This is a genomic window from Streptomyces sp. NPDC020801 (assembly GCF_044334385.1).
In the GTDB taxonomy this organism is placed as follows: Bacteria; Actinomycetota; Actinomycetes; order Streptomycetales; family Streptomycetaceae; genus Streptomyces.
This window is the reverse complement of the sequence record NZ_JBIRST010000001.1, coordinates 439,637-458,297: the sequence shown is the minus strand read 5'-3', so window position 1 is coordinate 458,297 and position 18,661 is coordinate 439,637. Positions and strand designations below refer to the sequence as shown.

At 72.0% G+C, this 18,661-nt stretch carries 19 protein-coding genes; 13 read left to right on the top strand and 6 right to left on the bottom strand.

The features are described 5' to 3' along the window. Positions 1-6 precede the first annotated feature (6 nt). The 3 genes from ACH4UM_RS02175 to ACH4UM_RS02165 all read left to right on the top strand — a co-directional run bounded on the left by ACH4UM_RS02175 (position 7) and on the right by ACH4UM_RS02165 (position 1,823). Complete coding sequence (locus tag ACH4UM_RS02175; RefSeq protein WP_398172571.1) at positions 7-216, top strand: acyl-CoA carboxylase epsilon subunit; 210 nt, start codon at positions 7-9, stop codon at positions 214-216. A gap of 833 nt (positions 217-1,049) precedes the next feature. Further along, positions 1,050-1,178 carry a morphogenic membrane protein MmpB gene (gene mmpB / locus ACH4UM_RS02170; RefSeq protein WP_398172569.1) on the top strand — a complete coding sequence of 43 codons (129 nt, stop codon included), beginning with the start codon at positions 1,050-1,052 and terminating at the stop codon, positions 1,176-1,178. Positions 1,179-1,211: 33 nt separating this feature from the next. After that, complete coding sequence (locus ACH4UM_RS02165) at positions 1,212-1,823, top strand: Maf family protein (protein ID WP_398172567.1); 612 nt, start codon at positions 1,212-1,214, stop codon at positions 1,821-1,823. A gap of 9 nt (positions 1,824-1,832) precedes the next feature. On the opposite strand, the gene ACH4UM_RS02160 is transcribed toward ACH4UM_RS02165, so the two are convergent. Continuing rightward, positions 1,833-2,396, bottom strand: a complete 564-nt coding sequence (locus ACH4UM_RS02160; protein WP_398172565.1) for a hypothetical protein — start codon at positions 2,394-2,396, stop codon at positions 1,833-1,835. Positions 2,397-2,832: 436 nt separating this feature from the next. Between ACH4UM_RS02160 and ACH4UM_RS02155 the strand changes: the two genes are divergently transcribed. Further along, complete coding sequence (locus tag ACH4UM_RS02155; protein WP_398172563.1) at positions 2,833-4,605, top strand: acetyl/propionyl/methylcrotonyl-CoA carboxylase subunit alpha; 1,773 nt, start codon at positions 2,833-2,835, stop codon at positions 4,603-4,605. Positions 4,606-4,715: 110 nt separating this feature from the next. On the opposite strand, the gene ACH4UM_RS02150 is transcribed toward ACH4UM_RS02155, so the two are convergent. Then, on the bottom strand, positions 4,716-5,678 hold the full coding sequence (locus ACH4UM_RS02150) for a DeoR/GlpR family DNA-binding transcription regulator (protein ID WP_398172561.1): 963 nt from the start codon (positions 5,676-5,678) through the stop codon (positions 4,716-4,718). A gap of 178 nt (positions 5,679-5,856) precedes the next feature. After that, positions 5,857-7,305 (bottom strand): NAD(P)H-quinone dehydrogenase, encoded by a 1,449-nt coding sequence (locus tag ACH4UM_RS02145; RefSeq protein WP_398172559.1) that lies wholly within the window; start codon positions 7,303-7,305, stop codon positions 5,857-5,859. Between the two features lie 106 nt (positions 7,306-7,411). Between ACH4UM_RS02145 and ACH4UM_RS02140 the strand changes: the two genes are divergently transcribed. The 4 genes from ACH4UM_RS02140 to ACH4UM_RS02125 all read left to right on the top strand — a co-directional run bounded on the left by ACH4UM_RS02140 (position 7,412) and on the right by ACH4UM_RS02125 (position 10,943). Continuing rightward, complete coding sequence (locus ACH4UM_RS02140) at positions 7,412-7,849, top strand: gamma-glutamylcyclotransferase (RefSeq protein ID WP_398172557.1); 438 nt, start codon at positions 7,412-7,414, stop codon at positions 7,847-7,849. A gap of 51 nt (positions 7,850-7,900) precedes the next feature. After that, positions 7,901-8,182, top strand: coding sequence for a type II toxin-antitoxin system RelE/ParE family toxin (locus tag ACH4UM_RS02135; RefSeq protein WP_398172555.1), 282 nt, complete (start codon positions 7,901-7,903; stop codon positions 8,180-8,182). Positions 8,183-8,285: 103 nt separating this feature from the next. Next, positions 8,286-9,110, top strand: a complete 825-nt coding sequence (locus ACH4UM_RS02130) for a purine-nucleoside phosphorylase (protein WP_398172552.1) — start codon at positions 8,286-8,288, stop codon at positions 9,108-9,110. A gap of 165 nt (positions 9,111-9,275) precedes the next feature. Further along, positions 9,276-10,943 (top strand): phospho-sugar mutase, encoded by a 1,668-nt coding sequence (locus tag ACH4UM_RS02125; RefSeq protein ID WP_398172550.1) that lies wholly within the window; start codon positions 9,276-9,278, stop codon positions 10,941-10,943. 115 nt (positions 10,944-11,058) lie between these two features. On the opposite strand, the gene ACH4UM_RS02120 is transcribed toward ACH4UM_RS02125, so the two are convergent. Further along, entirely contained in the window at positions 11,059-11,754 is a 696-nt protein-coding gene (locus tag ACH4UM_RS02120) for a PH domain-containing protein (protein WP_398172548.1), read from the bottom strand. Positions 11,755-11,889: 135 nt separating this feature from the next. Here ACH4UM_RS02120 and deoC point away from each other — a divergent pair, with 135 nt between their 5' ends. The 3 genes from deoC to ACH4UM_RS02105 are packed head-to-tail and all read left to right on the top strand — an operon-like array spanning position 11,890 to position 15,293. Then, entirely contained in the window at positions 11,890-12,855 is a 966-nt protein-coding gene (gene deoC, locus ACH4UM_RS02115; RefSeq protein WP_398173572.1) for a deoxyribose-phosphate aldolase, read from the top strand. A 7-nt stretch (positions 12,856-12,862) separates the two neighbouring features. After that, positions 12,863-14,314: an aldehyde dehydrogenase family protein gene (locus ACH4UM_RS02110; protein WP_398172546.1), complete on the top strand. Its 1,452-nt coding sequence runs from the start codon at positions 12,863-12,865 to the stop codon at positions 14,312-14,314. After that, on the top strand, positions 14,307-15,293 hold the full coding sequence (locus ACH4UM_RS02105) for an aldehyde dehydrogenase family protein (RefSeq protein WP_398172544.1): 987 nt from the start codon (positions 14,307-14,309) through the stop codon (positions 15,291-15,293). Before ACH4UM_RS02110 ends, ACH4UM_RS02105 begins: the two co-directional genes overlap by 8 nt. 88 nt (positions 15,294-15,381) lie before the next feature. Here the strand turns inward: ACH4UM_RS02105 and ACH4UM_RS02100 are convergent, their stop codons facing one another. Further along, positions 15,382-15,780 (bottom strand): hypothetical protein, encoded by a 399-nt coding sequence (locus ACH4UM_RS02100; protein WP_398172542.1) that lies wholly within the window; start codon positions 15,778-15,780, stop codon positions 15,382-15,384. Between the two features lie 127 nt (positions 15,781-15,907). Here ACH4UM_RS02100 and ACH4UM_RS02095 point away from each other — a divergent pair, with 127 nt between their 5' ends. Beyond that, positions 15,908-16,543, top strand: coding sequence for a uridine kinase (locus ACH4UM_RS02095; protein ID WP_398172540.1), 636 nt, complete (start codon positions 15,908-15,910; stop codon positions 16,541-16,543). Between the two features lie 282 nt (positions 16,544-16,825). Here ACH4UM_RS02095 and ACH4UM_RS02090 read toward each other — a convergent pair whose 3' ends face one another. After that, positions 16,826-17,602, bottom strand: coding sequence for a SigE family RNA polymerase sigma factor (locus tag ACH4UM_RS02090; protein WP_398172538.1), 777 nt, complete (start codon positions 17,600-17,602; stop codon positions 16,826-16,828). A 320-nt stretch (positions 17,603-17,922) separates the two neighbouring features. Between ACH4UM_RS02090 and afsQ1 the strand changes: the two genes are divergently transcribed. Then, positions 17,923-18,600, top strand: coding sequence for a two-component system response regulator AfsQ1 (afsQ1, locus tag ACH4UM_RS02085; RefSeq protein ID WP_398172536.1), 678 nt, complete (start codon positions 17,923-17,925; stop codon positions 18,598-18,600). Positions 18,601-18,661: the final 61 nt, after the last annotated feature.

The window sequence follows — 18,661 nt, the reverse complement described above, 5'->3', positions numbered from 1 at the left end:
GCGGACATGACGATCAAGGTCGTACGAGGCAACCCGACCCCGGAGGAGCTCGCCGCCGCCCTGGCGGTGGTCCGGGCCCGCGCCGCGGCGGCAGCCGCCCTGCCCCCCGGCGCACCCACCCCCCGCGACTCCTGGGCGGACCCCGCCCGCCTCACCGCCCATCGATTCCCCCACCCGGGACCCTCAGCCTGGGCCCGCACGTACTGGCCCGGCTGACCGGCCCGGCCTACCCCGACCGGGTCCGGTCCCTCCGGCCCGGCCGGACCGACCCGCTCGGCCGGCCGGGCTCGGCCGGCCCCGCCCCGCGGTCCACGGCCGCCGACCCGCTCACGCGGGGCCGGCGGCCGTCGCTCGTGCCCGGCCCACGGTGCGCCCGCAGGCCCGTCAGCCGCCCCCGGAAGCCACGGACCGTCCCCCCTCAGGCACTGAGGCACGCACCGTCCTCCTCACCTCAGCCAAGGACCGTCGCCCCTCGGCCGCAGACCGCGACGCCCCTGAACCCCCGTGCCGCAGAGGCACCGGCCGGGCGGACACGGGGCCCGAGGCCGCGTGCCCGCCCCTCGACCGCGCCCCGCAGGCCGGCACCGCGGGCATCCTCCCCAGCAGCGGGCCGACGGCCGGTGTACTCGCGCCCGCAGCCGCAGCCGTGGCCGTGCGCACGCCCGTGACCGTCAGCCGTGAGCCGCCGCCCACGCGTGTACCGGGAGGCGTACCCGTACGGGTACGGCACCCCGCCGCGCCCCGCGGCCCGGAGGCATGAGGGCCGGGGCCGCACGCAGGAGACGCCGAGCCACCGGCGTCGGCCCGTGAACCCGCGGCCCGTGAACCCGCCACCCGCCACCCGCCACCCGCCACCGCGAACGCGAGGGGGGATCCTCAGAGCCGCGAGCCGCGAGCCGCGGACCGGCCCCGGGTGGCTCCAGCGCACGCGCCTGAACCTGAACCGCGAGCCCCCGGCTCGGGGCCGCGGACCCCGCCCCCCTGGTCGGGCGTCAAGTTGAGTACGCGTACTCAGGCGGCGGCCCCGGTTGCCGCCGGACGATCGGAGGATGCTGTGGTCCGACCCCGAGAACGAGCCGCCCAAGGAACTGCGTGACATGCAGGAGATGCTGCGGCGGCTGGGCGTTCTCATGGCGCTGGCCATGGTGCTCGCGATGTTCGTGATCGGACTGAGGTGAGCCGGAAGGGGCCGCGCGGATACGCTGAACCGCATGACCGACCAGCCGCGCCGCCGACTCGTGCTCGCCTCCCAGTCCCCGGCCCGGCTCGGGCTGCTCCGGCAGGCCGGGCTGGCCCCCGAGGTGATGGTGAGCGGCGTCGACGAGGACGCCGTCACCGCGCCCACCCCCGCCGAACTGGCACTCGCGCTCGCCGAGGCTAAGGCCTCGGTGGTGGCCGCCCGGCCGGAGGTGAAGGGCGCCCTGGTGATCGGCTGCGACTCGGTGCTCGACCTCGACGGCCATGCGCTCGGCAAGCCCGCCGACGCCGAGGAGGCCACCGCCCGCTGGAAGGCGATGCGCGGCCGCGCCGGGACCCTGCAGACCGGGCACTGCGTGTGGGACACGACGAGCGGCCGGCACGCCTCGGCCACCGCCTCCACCGTGGTCCGCTTCGGTGAGCCGACGGACCAGGAGATCGCCGCGTACGTCGCCTCGGGCGAGCCGCTCTACGTCGCCGGCGCCTTCACCCTGGACGGCCGCTCGGCCCCCTTCATCGACGGCATCGACGGCGACCACGGCAACGTCATCGGCATCAGCCTGCCCCTGATCCGCCGGCTGCTGGCCGAACTGGGCGTGGGTATCACGGAGTTGTGGACGCCCTGAGAGGACTGATCACGGGGTGCTGGGCTCCGCCGGCGGGGTGAGCGGGGCGGGTCCGGCGGGGCTGCCGCCGAACGGGTGCCCGTCGCCGGCGCCCTTGCCCTCGCCGGCCGGCCCGGGGGCGCCGGCGGGGCCGCCCGCGTCCCGCGGGCCGTCCTGCGTTCCGGCGTCGACCGGCTGGTCCTCCGCACGGTCGTACGTCATCAGCAGCAGCACGATGAGCCCGAGGACGACGACCATGAACAGGAACGCCGTCCAGCCCACCAGCCCCCACGCGAACGCGCCCAGCAGCCCGTGCACCACCGCGGCGCTGATCAGCAGGATGCGGCCGATGCCGGCCGGGCGGCGGCCCCGCAGGGCCACCAGCAGGGCGACCAGGCCGCACAGGGCGAAGTAGAGGCCGAAGAGCACGCCGCCGGCCTTCGACGACGTCGACATCACGTTCGAGTCCAGGCCGGCCAGCGACATCTTCTGCCGGTGCACGACCTCCCCGAGGAACCAGTTCAGTGCCGCGAAGCCGAAGGCCTCGGCGAAGAGCACGACCGCCACGATCCACGCCACCGGTCTGCGCACCACCGGTCCCACCCACTTTCGACTGCCGCCGCACGCATCCGCACGAGTGCCTGTTACCCCAGGTACGCCCGCCCGTCGCCCGACCACCACCCCTCGAGGAGGCCCTGCGGGCCACGGGCCTTCTTCAGCATCGCGAACGCTACTAACGGGTAAACGTGGGGACAAGGGTCCTGCGGACGGCAAAGAATCATTGGGCCATTCGTAGGGACTCCACAAAGAAACGAAGTGGGCCGCAGCACGCCCTCACAGAGACCTTGACCACACCGGAGGACTAGGGTTTTCCGGAGGAGTCCTGCGTACAGCGATGTGACAAGGGATTTCGCAGGTCGAGCGAGCCTCGAATCACGCTCCGTGTGGGCAAGCTCACCAGTGGGGACGGGTCGAAGTGCCGTGTCGGCAGTCCCTAAACTCGGCTTGTTTCAAGGAGGGAGCCTCAATCGTGCGCAAGGTGCTCATCGCCAACCGTGGCGAAATCGCTGTCCGCGTTGCCCGGGCCTGCCGGGACGCCGGGATCGCGAGCGTGGCCGTCTACGCCGACCCGGACCGGGACGCTCTGCATGTCCGCGCCGCGGATGAGGCGTTCGCCCTGGGCGGTGACACCCCGGCCACCAGCTACCTGGACATCGACAAGGTCCTCAGGGCCGCCAAGGAGTCCGGCGCGGACGCCATCCACCCCGGCTACGGCTTCCTCTCGGAGAACGCCGAGTTCGCCCAGGCCGTACTGGACGCCGACCTGATCTGGATCGGCCCGCCCCCGCAGGCCATCCGCGACCTCGGCGACAAGGTCGCCGCCCGGCACATCGCCCAGCGCGCCGGCGCCCCCCTGGTCGCCGGCACCCCCGACCCCGTCTCCGGTGCCGAGGAGGTCGTCGCCTTCGCCGAACAGCACGGCCTGCCCATCGCCATCAAGGCCGCCTTCGGCGGCGGCGGCCGCGGCCTGAAGGTCGCCCGCACCCTGGAAGAGGTCCCCGAGCTCTACGACTCCGCCGTCCGCGAGGCCGTCGCCGCCTTCGGCCGCGGCGAATGCTTCGTCGAGCGCTACCTCGACAAACCCCGCCACGTGGAGACCCAGTGCCTGGCCGACCGCCACGGCAACGTGGTCGTCGTCTCCACCCGCGACTGCTCCCTGCAGCGCCGCCACCAAAAACTCGTCGAGGAAGCCCCCGCCCCCTTCCTGTCCGACGAGCAGATCACCCAGCTCTACCGCGCCTCCAAGGCCATCCTCAAGGAGGCCGGCTACGTCGGCGCCGGCACCGTGGAGTTCCTCGTCGGCAACGACGGCACCATCTCATTCCTCGAGGTCAACACCCGCCTGCAGGTCGAACACCCGGTCACCGAAGAAGTCGCCGGCATCGACCTGGTCCGCGAGATGTTCCGCATCGCCGACGGCGAGGAACTCGGCTACGACGACCCGCCCCTGCGCGGCCACTCCTTCGAGTTCCGCATCAACGGCGAGGACCCCGGCCGCAACTTCCTGCCCGCCCCCGGCACCGTCACCCGCTTCCAGGCACCCACCGGCCCCGGCGTCCGCCTGGACGCCGGCGTGGAATCCGGCAGCGTCATCGGCCCGGCCTGGGACTCCCTGCTCGCCAAACTCATCGTCACCGGCCGCACCCGCGCCGAAGCCCTGCAACGCGCCTCCCGCGCCCTGGAAGAATTCCACGTCGAGGGCATGGCCACCGCGATCCCCTTCCACCGCAAGGTGGTCACCGACCCGGCCTTCGCCCCCGAACTGACCGGCTCCACCGACCCCTTCACCGTCCACACCCGGTGGATCGAGACCGAGTTCACCAACGACATCAAGCCCTTCACCGCCCCGGCCGACACCGAGACGGACGAGGAACCCGGCCGTGAGACGGTCGTGGTCGAGGTCGGCGGCAAACGCCTGGAAGTCTCCCTGCCCACCTCACTGGGCATGTCCCTGGCCCGCACCGGCCTGGCGGCCGGCGCCAAGCCCAAACGCCGCGCGGCCAAGAAGTCCGGCCCCGTCGCCTCCGGCGACACCCTCGCCTCACCCATGCAGGGCACCATCGTCAAGATCGCCGTCGAGGAGGGCCAGGAGGTCAAGGAAGGCGACCTGATCGTGGTCCTGGAGGCCATGAAGATGGAACAACCCCTCAACGCCCACAAGAACGGCACCATCAAGGGCCTCAGCGCGGAGGTCGGCGCCTCCCTCACCTCCGGCGCCCCCATCTGCGAGATCAAGGACTGACCCGTACCACCTTCGAGGCGCCCGGCGGACTGTCACCGACAGTCCGCCGGGCGCCTCGTTGCTTGGTCAGCGCCGGCGGGGCGGCCGGCAGCGCCCCCGGAACGCGCCCCTCAACGCCTGCGCAGGTCCGCCACCCGGGCCGCCCGTTCCGCCCCCGGCGACTGCTCGCCGCCCAGGGTCGTGGAGCGCAGCGCGGCCGGTCCGGTGACCTGGCTGCGGCGCGGGCCGGGCAGCGGCACGTCCCGGCGGCGCTCGCCGCGCGCCGGGGGCTGATCACCCACCGGGTGTCCCGAGGCCCCGGCCACACCGATCTGGACGCCCTGGTCGGCCAGGGCCTGGAGCTCGGTGGCCGCGCGGTCGTCGTGGACCGGGGGCTCGTCCGTCACCAGCCGGGTGATCAGGTCCGTCGGGACGGTCTGGAACATCGTGTCCGCACCGAGCTTGGTGTGGTCGGCGAGGACCACGACCTCCGCGGCGGCCTGGACGAGGGCCCGGTCGACGGACGCCGACAGCATGTTGGACGTGGACAGGCCCCGCTCGGCCGTCAGCCCGCTCCCCGAGAGGAAGGCCTTGGACACCCGCAGGCCCTGCAGCGACTGCTCGGCTCCCGAGCCGACGAGCGCGTAGTTGGAGCCGCGCAGCGTGCCGCCGGTCATCACGACCTCCACGCGGTTGGCATGGGCCAACGCCTGGGCGACCAGGAGGGAGTTGGTGACCACGGTCAGGCCCGGGACCCGGGCGAGCCGGCGGGCCAGCTCCTGTGTGGTCGTACCCGCCCCGACGACGATCGCCTCGCCCTCTTCGACGAGGCTCGCGGCGAGGTCGGCGATGGCCGTCTTCTCCGCGGTCGCGAGATGGGACTTCTGCGGGAAGCCGGACTCCCGGGTGAACCCACCCGGGAGTACCGCGCCGCCGTGGCGGCGGTCGAGGAGTCCTTCGGCCTCCAGCGCGCGCACGTCCCGCCGTACGGTCACTTCGGAGGTCTGGACGACGCGGGCGAGTTCACGGAGCGACACGGCACCGTTCGCTCGCACCATTTCGAGGATCAATTGGCGACGTTCAGCAGCGAACACGAAACTGACAGTAACCCCAGCGACCGTCTGCTTTCAGCTGTTTGCGCCGAATAGCAGAAGTTGTTCGCACGGCAGGACGCGAGGTGGTATAGGAGTCCGGTCTCCGCGCCTGTGCCGTACGAACGGCCGACAACTCGCCGTGACCAGCGCGGAGTCGGATCCGGCCGAGGAGCGGGCCCTACGCCTCGCCCGTCGCCTTCCGTCCGTGCAACTGTCGTGCCACCTCGGCGATCGACCCCGAAAGGGACGGGTACACGGTGAACGCGTTCGCGATCTGTTCGACCGTCAGATTGTTGTCGACGGCGATCGAGATGGGGTGGATCAGTTCCGAGGCGCGCGGCGCCACGACCACACCGCCGACCACGATCCCGGTGCCCGGACGGCAGAAGATCTTGACGAAGCCGTCCCGGATGCCCTGCATCTTGGCGCGCGGGTTGCGCAGCAGCGGCAGCTTGACACAGCGGGCGTCGATCTTGCCGGCGTCGACGTCGGCCTGGCTGTAGCCGACGGTGGCGATCTCGGGGTCGGTGAAGACGTTGGACGAGACCGTCTTGAGGTTCAGCGGGGCCACCGCGTCGCCCAGGAAGTGGTACATGGCGATACGTCCCTGCATCGCCGCGACCGACGCGAGCGCGAAGACACCGGTCACGTCGCCGGCCGCGTACACACCCGGAGCCGTCGTCCGCGACACCTTGTCGGTCCAGATGTGACCGGAGTCGCGCAGCTTGACGCCTGCCTCCTCCAGGCCGAGCCCGGCGCTGTTGGGGATGGCGCCGACGGCCATCAGGCAGTGCGAGCCGGTGATGACGCGCCCGTCGGCCAGCGTCACCTCCACCCGGTCCCCGACCCGCTTGGCCGCGGCGGCGCGCGAGCGGGCCATGACGTTCATGCCGCGGCGCCGGAAGACGTCCTCCAGCACGGCCGCCGCGTCCGGGTCCTCGCCCGGCAGCACGCGATCGCGCGAGGAGACGAGCGTGACCTTCGACCCGAGCGCCTGGTAGGCGCCGGCGAACTCGGCACCGGTGACACCCGAGCCGACCACGATGAGCTCCTCGGGCAGCTCGGTGAGGTCGTAGACCTGGGTCCAGTTCAGGATGCGCTCGCCGTCCGGCTGGGCGTCGGGCAGCTCGCGCGGGTGACCGCCGGTGGCGATGAGGACGGCGTCGGCCCTGAGTGTCTCCTCGCTCCCGTCGGCCGCCGTGACGACGACCTTGCGCGACCCGTCGAGGGCCTGCACGCCCTCCAGCCGGCCGCGCCCGCGCATGACCCGCGCCCCGGCCCGTGTCACCGACGCCGTGATGTCGTGCGACTGTGCGAGCGCCAGCCGCTTCACCCGCCGGTTGACCTTGCCCAGATCGACGCCCACGACCCGGGCGGCCTGCTCCAGCGGCGGGGTGTCGTCGGCGACGATGATCCCCAGCTCCTCGTAGGAGGAGTCGAAGGTGGTCATCACCTCGGCCGTAGCGATAAGGGTCTTCGACGGTACGCAGTCGGTCAGCACCGACGCTCCGCCCAGACCGTCGCAGTCGACGACGGTCACCTCCGCGCCGAGCTGCGCGGCCACCAGCGCCGCTTCATATCCGCCGGGTCCGCCACCGATGATCACGATCCGAGTCACGTACTCCATTGTCCCGCACCGTTCAAGGTGCTACCGCCTCGGGGGGACAGGCGGGCCCGTTCTGTTACCTCTGAGCCGGAAGAGACACGGGCGCCCCTGCCGTACGCTTCGACCCATGTCGCTCTATGCCTCGTACGCCGGCAATCTCGACGCGCGGCTCATGTCCCGCCGGGCCCCGCACTCGCCGCTGCGCGCCACGGGCTGGCTCAACGGCTGGCGGCTGACCTTCGGCGGCGAGCACATGGGCTGGGAGGGCGCCCTGGCGACCCTGGTCGAGGACCCGATCTCGCAGGTCTTCGTCGCGCTCTACGACCTCGCCCCCATGGACGAGGACTCCCTGGACCGCTGGGAGGGCGTGGGACTGGGCATCTACCGCCGCATGCGGGTCCGCGTCCACACCCTGGACGGCGAGGAACAGGCCTGGGTCTACGTCCTCAACGCCTACGAGGGCGGCCTGCCGTCCGCACGCTACCTCGGCGAGATCGCCGATGCGGCCGAGTCGGCGGGCGCGCCCCACGATTACGTGATGGAGCTGCGCAAGCGGCCCTGCTGAGCGGCCGGGCCCGTAAAATCGGGATGATCGACGCACGAACGGGAGAGCACCATGTCCCCCATCACGTACGACGTCTACTACACCGAACAGGCCGCAGCGGCCCGCGACCGGCTCGACCACGAACAGCGCACGGCGTTCGACAAGGGAATCTCCCTCCTCGCGCGTGACCCCTTCCTCCCGGTGTCCCGGCCGATAAGCTCCACCGGCGACGACCGCACCATCCGGCTCACGGAGAACATCCTGGTGGAGTACACGGTCAGCCGCGGCCGGCTGCTGATCTTCATCGTCGAGGTCTTCAACGACAAGGACGTCCTCATCACGGGCGAGGGCTGACCCCACCGGCCACCCGCGTTGTCGGAAACGACAAGACAACGATCGCATTCCCGTGACCTCTGTCATCTACGCGCGTAGGCCGATACCGGCTACTCTCATGCGCGTGAACGCATCTCTTCTTCCGGACGACATCCAGGGCGACCCCTACGCCGCCGCCGACGCCGCCGCCGCGCGCCTGCGGGAACTCACCGGCGCCGAGACCCACGACGTCGCCCTGGTGATGGGCTCCGGCTGGGCTCCGGCCGTCGACGCCCTCGGTGCCCCCGACGCCGAGCTCCAGGTCACCGAGCTGCCCGGCTTCCCGCCGCCGGCGGTCGAGGGACACGGCGGCAAGATCCGCTCGTACGCCACGGGGAACAAGCGCGCCCTGGTCTTCCTCGGCCGCACCCACTACTACGAAGGCCGCGGTGTGGCCGCCGTCGCCCACGGGGTGCGCACCGCCGTCGCGGCCGGCTGCAAGACCATCGTGCTGACGAACGGGTGCGGCGGCCTGCGCGAGGGCATGCGCCCCGGCCAGCCGGTGCTGATCAGCGACCACATCAACCTCACGGCGACCTCACCGATCGTCGGCGCCAACTTCGTCGACCTGACCGACCTCTACTCCCCCCGCCTGCGCGCCCTGTGCAAGGAGATCGACCCCACCCTCGAGGAGGGCGTCTACGCGCAGTTCCCCGGTCCGCACTACGAGACGCCGGCCGAGATCCGCATGGCCCGGGTCATCGGCGCGGACCTGGTCGGCATGTCCACGGTCCTGGAGGCGATCGCCGCCCGCGAGGCCGGCGCCGAGGTCCTCGGCATCTCCCTGGTCACCAACCTCGCCGCCGGCATGACCGGAGAGCCCCTCAACCACGAGGAGGTCCTCCAGGCGGGCCGCGACAGCGCCACCCGCATGGGCTCGCTGCTGGCACAGGTGCTGGGCCGGCTGTAGAACCCCGGAAACGAACGCGCACGGCGGAAAGGCCGCCGGACCGCGGGAGCGGGCCATTCGAGTGGGTCCCACCCCGGACCTCCGGCACAGGACCCGCGCCGCCCCAACGCACCGACCGCACCGCACCGCACCCCCACCGACACCACACGAGAGGCTGACGTAGACGTGCAGGACCTCATCGCACGGGCCAGGACGTGGCTGGCCGAGGACCCCGACGCCGAGACCCGTGAGGAACTCGCCGGGCTCATCGACGCCGGGGACGTCAAGGAACTCGCCGCCCGCTTCGCCGGCACCCTCCAGTTCGGCACCGCCGGTCTGCGGGGCGAACTCGGCGCCGGCCCCATGCGCATGAACCGCGCCGTCGTCATCCGGGCCGCCGCCGGTCTCGCCGCGTACCTCAAGAAGAACGGGACCCCCCACGGGGACGGGAACGCCGGCCTCGTCGTCATCGGCTACGACGCCCGCCACAAGTCCGCCGACTTCGCCCGCGACACCGCCGCCGTCATGACCGGCGCCGGCCTGCGCGCCGCCGTCCTGCCGCGCCCCCTGCCCACCCCGGTCCTCGCCTTCGCCATCCGGCACCTGGGCGCGGTGGCCGGCGTGGAGGTCACCGCGAGCCACAACCCGCCCCGCGACAACGGCTACAAGGTGTACCTGGGCGACGGTTCGCAGATCGTGCCGCCGGCCGACGCGGAGATCGCCGCGGAAATCGAGGCGATCGGCAGCCTCCACGACGTGCCCCGCCCGGACACCGGCTGGCAGACCCTCGACGACTCCGTCCTGGAGGCCTATCTGGCCCGCACGGACGCCGTGCTCGCCCCCGGATCCCCGCGCACCGCCCGCACGGTCTACACGGCGATGCACGGCGTCGGCAAGGACGTCCTGCTGGCCGCCTTCGCCCGCGCCGGCTTCCCGGCCCCCGACCTCGTCGCCGAACAGGCCGAGCCGGACCCGGACTTCCCCACCGTCTCCTTCCCCAACCCCGAAGAGCCCGGCGCGATGGACCTGGCCTTCGCCAAGGCCCGCGAGACCGGCCCCGACCTGGTCATCGCCAACGACCCGGACGCGGACCGCTGCGCCGTGGCCGTCAAGGACGGCGAGGACTGGCGCATGCTCCGCGGCGACGAGGTCGGCGCCCTGCTCGCCGCCCATCTGGCCGACCGCGGCGCGAGGGGCACCTTCGCGGAGTCGATCGTCTCCTCCTCCCTCCTCGGCCGCATCGCCGAGAGCGCAAAGCTCCCGTACGAGGAGACCCTCACCGGCTTCAAGTGGATCGCCCGCGTCGAGGGCCTGCGCTACGGCTACGAGGAGGCCCTCGGCTACTGCGTCGACCCCGACGGGGTTCGCGACAAGGACGGCATCACGGCGGCCCTGCTGATCACCGAACTGGCCTCGCGGCTCAAGGACACGGCCTCCGGCAACGGCTCCGCCGGGGGCCGCACGCTCCTGGACCTCCTCGACGACCTCGCCGTCGAGCACGGCCTGCACGCCACCGACCAGCTCTCGGTCCGTGTCCAGGACCTCTCGCTCATCGCCGACGCGATGCGCCGGCTGCGCGAGCAGCCCCCGACCGAACTGGCGGGCCTGCCCGTCGTCCGGTCCGAGGATCTGACGCAGGGCACGGACCGGCTGCCGCCCACGGACGGCCTGCGCTACACCCTCGACGGCGCCCGTGTCATCGTCCGCCCGAGCGGCACGGAGCCCAAGCTCAAGTGCTATCTGGAGGTCGTGATCCCGGTCGCCACCCACGCCGGCCTCCCGTCGGCGCGCGCGAAGGCCACCGAGGTACTGGCGTCGATCAAGCGGGACCTGTCGGCGGCGGCGGGCATCTGACCACCCGCCCGGGTTCCCGCCCCGCGCACGGAAACGGAACGGGTGCTCCCCTCGAGGGGAGCACCCGTACGCCGTTCACCACGGCCGAAGCGGCGGGCAGCCGCCGCGGGGACCGTCAGCCCACGGCCAGCAGAATCGCCAGCACCACCGCACCGGCGAGGGCCGGCCCCGCGATCTCGTACGCCCAGCGGACGGTCACCTCGCCCTGAGCCGTCTCGGCGTTCTCCCGGCTCTCGTGCAGCTCGCGCACGTCGTTCATGTACTGGTCGGCCGCCACGCGAGCGGGGGCCTCCGGCCCGCCTCCGCCACCGAACCCGCCGCCACCGAGACCACCGAGGCCGAACCCGCCACCGCGCCCGCCAGCGCCGCGCTCCCCCGTGGCGGCGGCCCGCGCCCGCTGCCGGGCCGCCCGCTTGCGCGCCCGCATCGACACGGGCACCGCCCACAGCTGGTACTTGGTGCCGGACTTGGTGATGGCCTCGTTCGAGTAGCCGGAGCGCAGGGCCGCGATCTGGCCCCAGGGGAGCACGATCACGCGGAAGGGGTTGCGGATGCGCAGCCGGTCGTCGTTGGCGTGGACGGCCGGGCGCAGGGTGAAGGCGATCACCAGCGGCACGACGAGGATCATCGCGGCGAGGGCGAGCCACGGGGTGCGGCCATGGCCGGTGAACAGCGCGTCGAAGCCCAGCCACAGGACGATGGCGAGCATCAGGACACCGCCCGCGATGCCTGCGGACGACCGGTGGACCCGATCCGTGGACTCGGGGACCGGCGGCTGCGGCGCGGGGGACTGGTGCTCGGGCGTCGTCATGGTCCCGATTCTGCCCGACGCCCGGGGGCCCGCCCATCCGCGGTGCCCGTGCGGCCCGGGAGTGTGGGACGAGCGCCCGATGCGGACCCGGGGCTGTACAGCCGCTACGCGCGTAGATATGCTCGGCTGGTGACCATGCCCACCACTGCACCCACCGCACGCGCACATGCTCTCGCCGACGTGACCGCGTCCGACGGCACGCTGCGCCGCTTCCTGCACGGGCTGCCCGGCGTCGACGCGGTCGGCCTGGAGGCGCGCTCCGCCTCGCTCGGCACCCGTTCCATCAAGACCACCGCGAAGGCGTACGCCATCGACCTCGCCATCTCGATGGTCGACCTGACGACGCTGGAAGGCGCGGACACCCCGGGCAAGGTCCGGGCGCTCGGCGCCAAGGCGGTCCATCCCGACCCGACGGACCGTACGTCGCCCGCCACGGCCGCGGTCTGCGTGTACCCCGACATGGTGGCCGTCGCCAAGGAGGCCGTCGCCGGCTCCACCGTGAAGGTCGCCTCGGTCGCCACCGCGTTCCCGGCCGGCCGCGCCTCCCTCACCGTGAAGCTGGCCGACGTCCGCGAGGCGGTCGCCGCGGGCGCCGACGAGATCGACATGGTCATCGACCGCGGGGCGTTCCTCGCGGGCAAGTACCTCAAGGTGTACGACGAGATCGTCGCCGTGAAGGAGGCCTGCGGGGCGTCCGCCCGGCTGAAGGTCATCTTCGAGACCGGCGAGCTGTCGACGTACGACAACATCCGCCGCGCGAGCTGGCTCGGCATGCTGGCCGGCGCCGACTTCATCAAGACCTCCACGGGCAAGGTCGCGGTCAACGCCACGCCCGCCAACACCCTCCTCATGCTGGAGGCCGTACGGGACTTCCGGGCGCAGACCGGCGTCCAGGTGGGCGTGAAGCCGGCCGGCGGCATCCGGACCACCAAGGACGCGATCAAGTTCCTGGTCCTGGTCAACGAGACCGCGGGCGGGGACTGGCTGGACAACCACTGGTTCCGCTTCGGCGCATCCTCGCTCCTGAACGACCTGCTGATGCAGCGTCAGAAGCTGGCCACCGGCCGCTACTCCGGCCCCGACTACGTGACGGTGGACTGAGACCCCCATGAACACGGAAAACACGCTCTCCCCCTTCCAGTACGCACCGGCTCCCGAGTCCCGGTCGGTCGTCGACATCGCGCCGTCCTACGGCCTGTTCATCGACGGCGAGTTCGCCGAGGCGGCCGAGGGCAAGGTCTTCAAGACGGTCAGCCCGTCCACCGAGGAGGTCCTCTCCGAGGTCGCGCAGGCCGGCGAGGCGGACGTGGACCGCGCGGTGAAGGCCGCCCGCAGGGCCTTCGAGAAGTGGTCGGCGCTGCCCGGCTCCGAGCGCGCCAAGTACCTCTTCCGCATCGCCCGCATCATCCAGGAGCGCAGCCGTGAGTTCGCGGTCCTGGAGACGCTGGACAACGGCAAGCCGATCAAGGAGACGAGGGACGCCGACCTGCCCCTGGTCGCGGCTCACTTCTTCTACTACGCGGGCTGGGCGGACAAGCTGGAGCACGCCGGCTTTGGACCGTCGCCGCGGCCGCTCGGCGTGGCCGGCCAGGTCATCCCGTGGAACTTCCCCCTGCTCATGCTGGCGTGGAAGATCGCCCCGGCGCTGGCGACCGGCAACACGGTGGTGCTCAAGCCCGCCGAGACGACCCCGCTGTCCGCGCTCTTCTTCGCGGACGTCTGCCGCCGGGCGGGCCTGCCCAAGGGCGTCGTCAACATCCTCCCCGGCTACGGCGACGCGGGCGCCGCGCTCGTCGCGCACCCGGACGTGAACAAGGTCGCCTTCACCGGCTCCACGGCGGTCGGCAAGGAGATCGCCCGCACGGTCGCGGGCACCCGCAAGAAGCTCACCCTCGAACTGGGCGGCAAGGGCGCCAACATCGTCTTCGACGACGCGCCGATCGACCAGGCCGTCGAGGGCATCGTCACCGGCATCTTCTTCAACCAGGGCCAGGTCTGCTGCGCGGGCTCCCGGCTGCTGGTCCAGGAGTCGATCCACGACGAGCTGCTCGACTCCCTCAAGCGCAGGCTCGCCACCCTCCGCCTGGGCGACCCGCTGGACAAGAACACCGACATCGGCGCGATCAACTCCGCCGAGCAGCTGGCCCGGATCACCGCGCTCGCCGACCAGGGCGAGGCCGAGGGCGCCGAGCGCTGGTCCCCCGCCTGCGAACTCCCGACGTCCGGCTACTGGTTCGCCCCGACGCTCTTCACCAACGTCAGCCAGGCGCACACCATCGCCCGCGACGAGATCTTCGGCCCGGTGCTCTCGGTCCTCACCTTCCGCACCCCGGACGAGGCCGTCGCCAAGGCCAACAACACCCCGTACGGCCTGTCGGCGGGCATCTGGACGGAGAAGGGCTCCCGCATCCTGGCGGTGGCCGGCAAGCTCCGCGCGGGCGTGATCTGGTCCAACACGTTCAACAAGTTCGACCCGGCCTCGCCCTTCGGCGGCTACAAGGAGTCGGGCTTCGGCCGCGAGGGCGGCCGCCACGGCCTGGAGGCGTACCTCGATGTCTGAGAAGTCCGTGAAGACCGAGAAGGCAGAGAAGACCGAAAGGACCGAGAGGACCGAGAGGACCGAGAGGACCGAGAGGACCGAGAGGACCGAGAGGACCGAACCGCGGCTGTCGGTCTTCAAGACCTACAAGCTGTACGTCGGCGGGAAGTTCCCGCGTTCCGAGAGCGGCCGGGTGTACGAGGTGTCGGACTCGAAGGGCAATTGGCTGGCAAACGTACCGCTGTCGTCCCGCAAGGACGCCCGGGACGCGGTCGTCGCCGCGCGCAAGGCGTTCGGCGCCTGGTCGGGGGCGACGGCGTACAACCGGGGCCAGATCCTGTACCGCGTCGCGGAGATGCTGGAGGGCCGCAGGGAGCAGTTCGTCCGCGAGGTCGCCGACGCCGAAGGGCTCTCGAGGCCGAAGGCGTCCGCCGTCGTGGACGCGTCGATCGACCGCTGGGTCTGGTACGCCGGGTGGACCGACAAGATCGCCCAGGTGGTGGGCGGCGGCAACCCGGTCGCGGGCCCCTTCTTCAACCTCTCCTCCCCCGAGCCGACCGGAGTGGTGGCCGTCCTGGCACCGCGGGAATCGTCCTTCCTGGGCCTGGTCTCGGTGATCGCCCCGGTGATCGCGACCGGCAACACGGCGGTCGTGGTCGCGAGCGAGAGGTCCCCCCTTCCCGCCCTCTCCCTCGGCGAGGTACTGGCCACCTCCGACCTGCCGGGCGGGGTGGTCAACATCCTCTCCGGCCGCACGGCGGAGATCGCGGCACCACTCGCCGCGCACCAGGACGTCAACGCGATCGACCTCGCGGGCGCCGACGAAACCCTGGCGAAGGAACTGGAGATCGCGGCGGCGGACAACCTCAAGCGCGTGCTGCGTCCACAGCCTGTGGATTACTTTGCGACTCCGGGCACCGACCGCCTGACGGCCTTCCTTGAGACCAAGACGGTCTGGCACCCGACCGGGTCGCTGGGCGCCTCCGGCTCCTCCTACTGAGGCGCCGCACGAACGAGAGCCGCGTCCGCCCTCCGTCCGGGGCAGGCGCGGCTCTCCGCGTGTCCGTGGTCCTGGCGGTGGACGCAGGTCAGCGCACCGACCCGACCGCCTGCCCCAGCACCGGAATGCTGCCGACCGAGCGGGCCTGGGCCACCGGGCCGGTCAACGCCTTGGAGGTCAGCGGCTTGAAGTCGGCGAGCTGGGTGCCGACGCCGTTGTCCAGCGGGTCGACGCCGGTGCCCGCGAGCGGATTCGGCTTCAGGCCGGCGACCGGTCCGGTGGCGTAACCGACCGTGCCGGTCAGCGCCTTCACGCCGGCCCGCGAGTCGACGTTGCCCAGGGATTCGGGCTGGTACGACCCGCCCACGACGGGAACGGTGTCCGCCGCGGCCGTCGTCGCACCCACCCCCAGGGCGGCACCGGCGGTCGCGAGGGCGACCAGGGCGCGCCGGGCGGTGGGGTGGGGCAAGGACGCGTGTCGAGCCATGTCTGGTGCCACCTTCTGATGCGCTGAGTAACGGGAACGACGCACAGGGTAGTTGAGACGCAGCCCACGCTCCAAAGCCGACCCGCGGGGTCGGCAGGCGGGCCACCATGCGTCAAACTGGTGTTCCGTGAGCCTTCATCCCCCGTCACCCGCCCGTGTGGTGCTGCTCTGCGGCCCCTCCGGCTCCGGCAAGTCCCTGGTCGCCGCCCGCTCCGGGCTGCCCGTACTGCGCCTCGACGACTTCTACAAGGAAGGTGACGACCCGACACTGCCGCAGGTGGCGGGGAGTTCGGACATCGACTGGGACCACCCCGGGTCCTGGGACGCGGACGTGGCGGTGGCGGCGATCACCCGGCTGTGCGCGACGGGCACCACGAGCGTGCCCGTGTACGACATCGCGCTGAGCGCCCGCACCGGCGAGGAGGCGCTGCACCTCGGCCGCACACCGCTGTTCATCGCGGAGGGCGTGTTCGCCGCCGAGATCGTGGCGCGCTGCCGTGAACTGGGCGTCTTGGCCGACGCGCTGTGCCTGACCCGCGGGCCGGTCACCACCTTCCGCCGCCGTTTCCTGCGGGACCTGAAGGAGGGCCGCAAGTCGGTGCCGTTCCTGCTGCGCCGGGGCTGGCGGCTGATGCGCGCCGAGCGCTCCATCGTCGCCCGTCAGGTCGCGCTGGGCGCCCGCCCCTGCGACCGGGACGAGGCCCTGGGCCGGCTGGCGGCCGCTGCGGCGGGACGGCAGACACAGGCGCGTACGGTGGCGTAACCGGCGCAGGGCGGGCGTCCTCCGTGCAGACGGACGGGACGTGCGCCGTACAGACGGACGGTACGTTCGCCTGCGGACGGACGTACGCACGAAAGCGGGACTGGATGGACCCCCCGGCCCCCAGTCCCGCTTCCTTGGTGCTCCCCCCACGTTCCCCCGTGGTGATGCTCCCCCGTGCTTCCGGTGGACCCCCGTTTCCCCCGTGGGTCCCCCCGGTCCTGCTCCCCCGTACTCCCCCGTACTTCCCCCGTGTTTCCCCGTTCCCCCAGACCTCCGGACGGCTCAGGCGACGAGCTCGCCGAAGGACTCCTCCTGGTCACGGCCGAAGCTGAGGACCTCGTCCTCGCGCAGCCGGCGCAGGGACCGCCAGATGCTGGACTTCACCGTGCCGACGCTGATGCCGAGGACCTCCGCGATCTCCGGGTCCGTGCGGCCCTCGTAGTAGCGCAGGACCAGCATGGTGCGCTGGAGTTCGGGCAGCCGGGCCAGCGCCTGCCACAGGACCGCGCGCAGCTCGGTGCCGCGCATGGCGTCCGTGTCGCCGGGCGTCTCCGGCAGTTCCTCGGTCGGGTACTCGTTGAGCTTGCGGCGCCGCCAGGCGCTGATGTGCAGGTTGGTCATGGTGCGGCGGAGATATCCGCCCACGGCCGCCTTGTCACTGATCCGGTCCCACGCCTTGTACGTCGAGAACAGCGCGCTCTGCAGCAGGTCCTCGGCCTCGAAGCGGTCGCCGGTGAGGTGGTACGCGGTTGCGTACAGGGAGGCGCGGCGCTCCTGGACGTAGGCGGTGAACTCCACCTCCGACAGGGTGCGGCGCTCCCCCGAGCCCTCCCCGTACGCGGTTCCCCCGCGGGTTTCCCCCGTGTGCGCGTCAACCACCGTCATGTACGCGGTGTGCTGACGCCCGGTACCGCGAGCGCACCCCCGCCCTCCCCCAGGCTCCCGGCCACGCTCGAGCAGGGAGGTGCCCCCACCGGCACCGGACTTCTCCGAACCCCGGGTCACGTCGTGCAGACGCGTGACCACTGCGCTGGTGCTGGTGCCGTGCAGCGTGTTCATCTCGCGCCCCCCGTCGTGGACTTCCGGTGTTCGTACCGCATCTTGCTCGTCTTGCTCGTCTTGCTCGTCCCGCTCGCCTCGCGGCTTGCGTTCTGCTTCCTTGCCTGTGCCGAAAAGCCTGCCCCTGCGACTTCATCGCCGTGTCCGCCGACTGTCACAGACCTGTCACAGGGGCCCCTCCTCGCCGGGGCACAGCGCGGTCACAGAGCAGAGCGTTACGGCTACACAGGCGTACGCCGGGGGGCAGAAGGTTCGAGGGAGATGGGTGGGAGCGCTCCAAGTGTCGAAACCCCGACCCGGCATGGGCCAGAATGAGGCCCGTGCCTTCCCTGTTGCTGATCGAGGACGACGACGCCATCCGGACGGCCCTGGAGCTCTCACTGACGCGCCAGGGACACCGGGTGGTCACCGCTGCCAGCGGTGAGGACGGTCTGAAGCTGTTGCGCGAGCAGCGGCCGGACCTGATCGTGCTGGACGTGATGCTGCCCGGCATCGACGGGTTCGAGGTGTGCCGGCGCATCCGGCGCACCGACCAGTTGCCGATCATTCTGCTCACCGCGCGCAGCGACGACATCGACGTGGTGGTCGGCCTGGAGTCCGGCGCCGACGACTACGTCGTCAAGCCCGTGCAGGGCCGGGTGCTGGACGCCCGGATCCGGGCCGTGCTGCGCCGCGGCGAGCGGGAGGCGAACGACGCGGCGGCCTTCGGCAGCCTGGTCATCGACCGGGCCGCGATGACGGTGACGAAGAACGGCGAGGACCTCCAGCTGACCCCGACCGAGCTGAGGCTGCTGCTGGAGCTGAGCCGGCGGCCGGGGCAGGCGCTGTCCCGGCAGCAGTTGCTGCGGCTGGTGTGGGAGCACGACTACCTCGGTGACTCGCGGCTGGTGGACGCCTGTGTGCAGCGGCTGCGCGCCAAGGTCGAGGACGTGCCGTCGTCCCCGACCCTGATCCGGACCGTGCGCGGAGTCGGTTACCGCCTGGACGCGCCGTCGTGAGCGACGCACGCGCGGCCACCGGCCCGCAGCCGAGCACGAAAGCCGCACCTCTGCGCCGCGC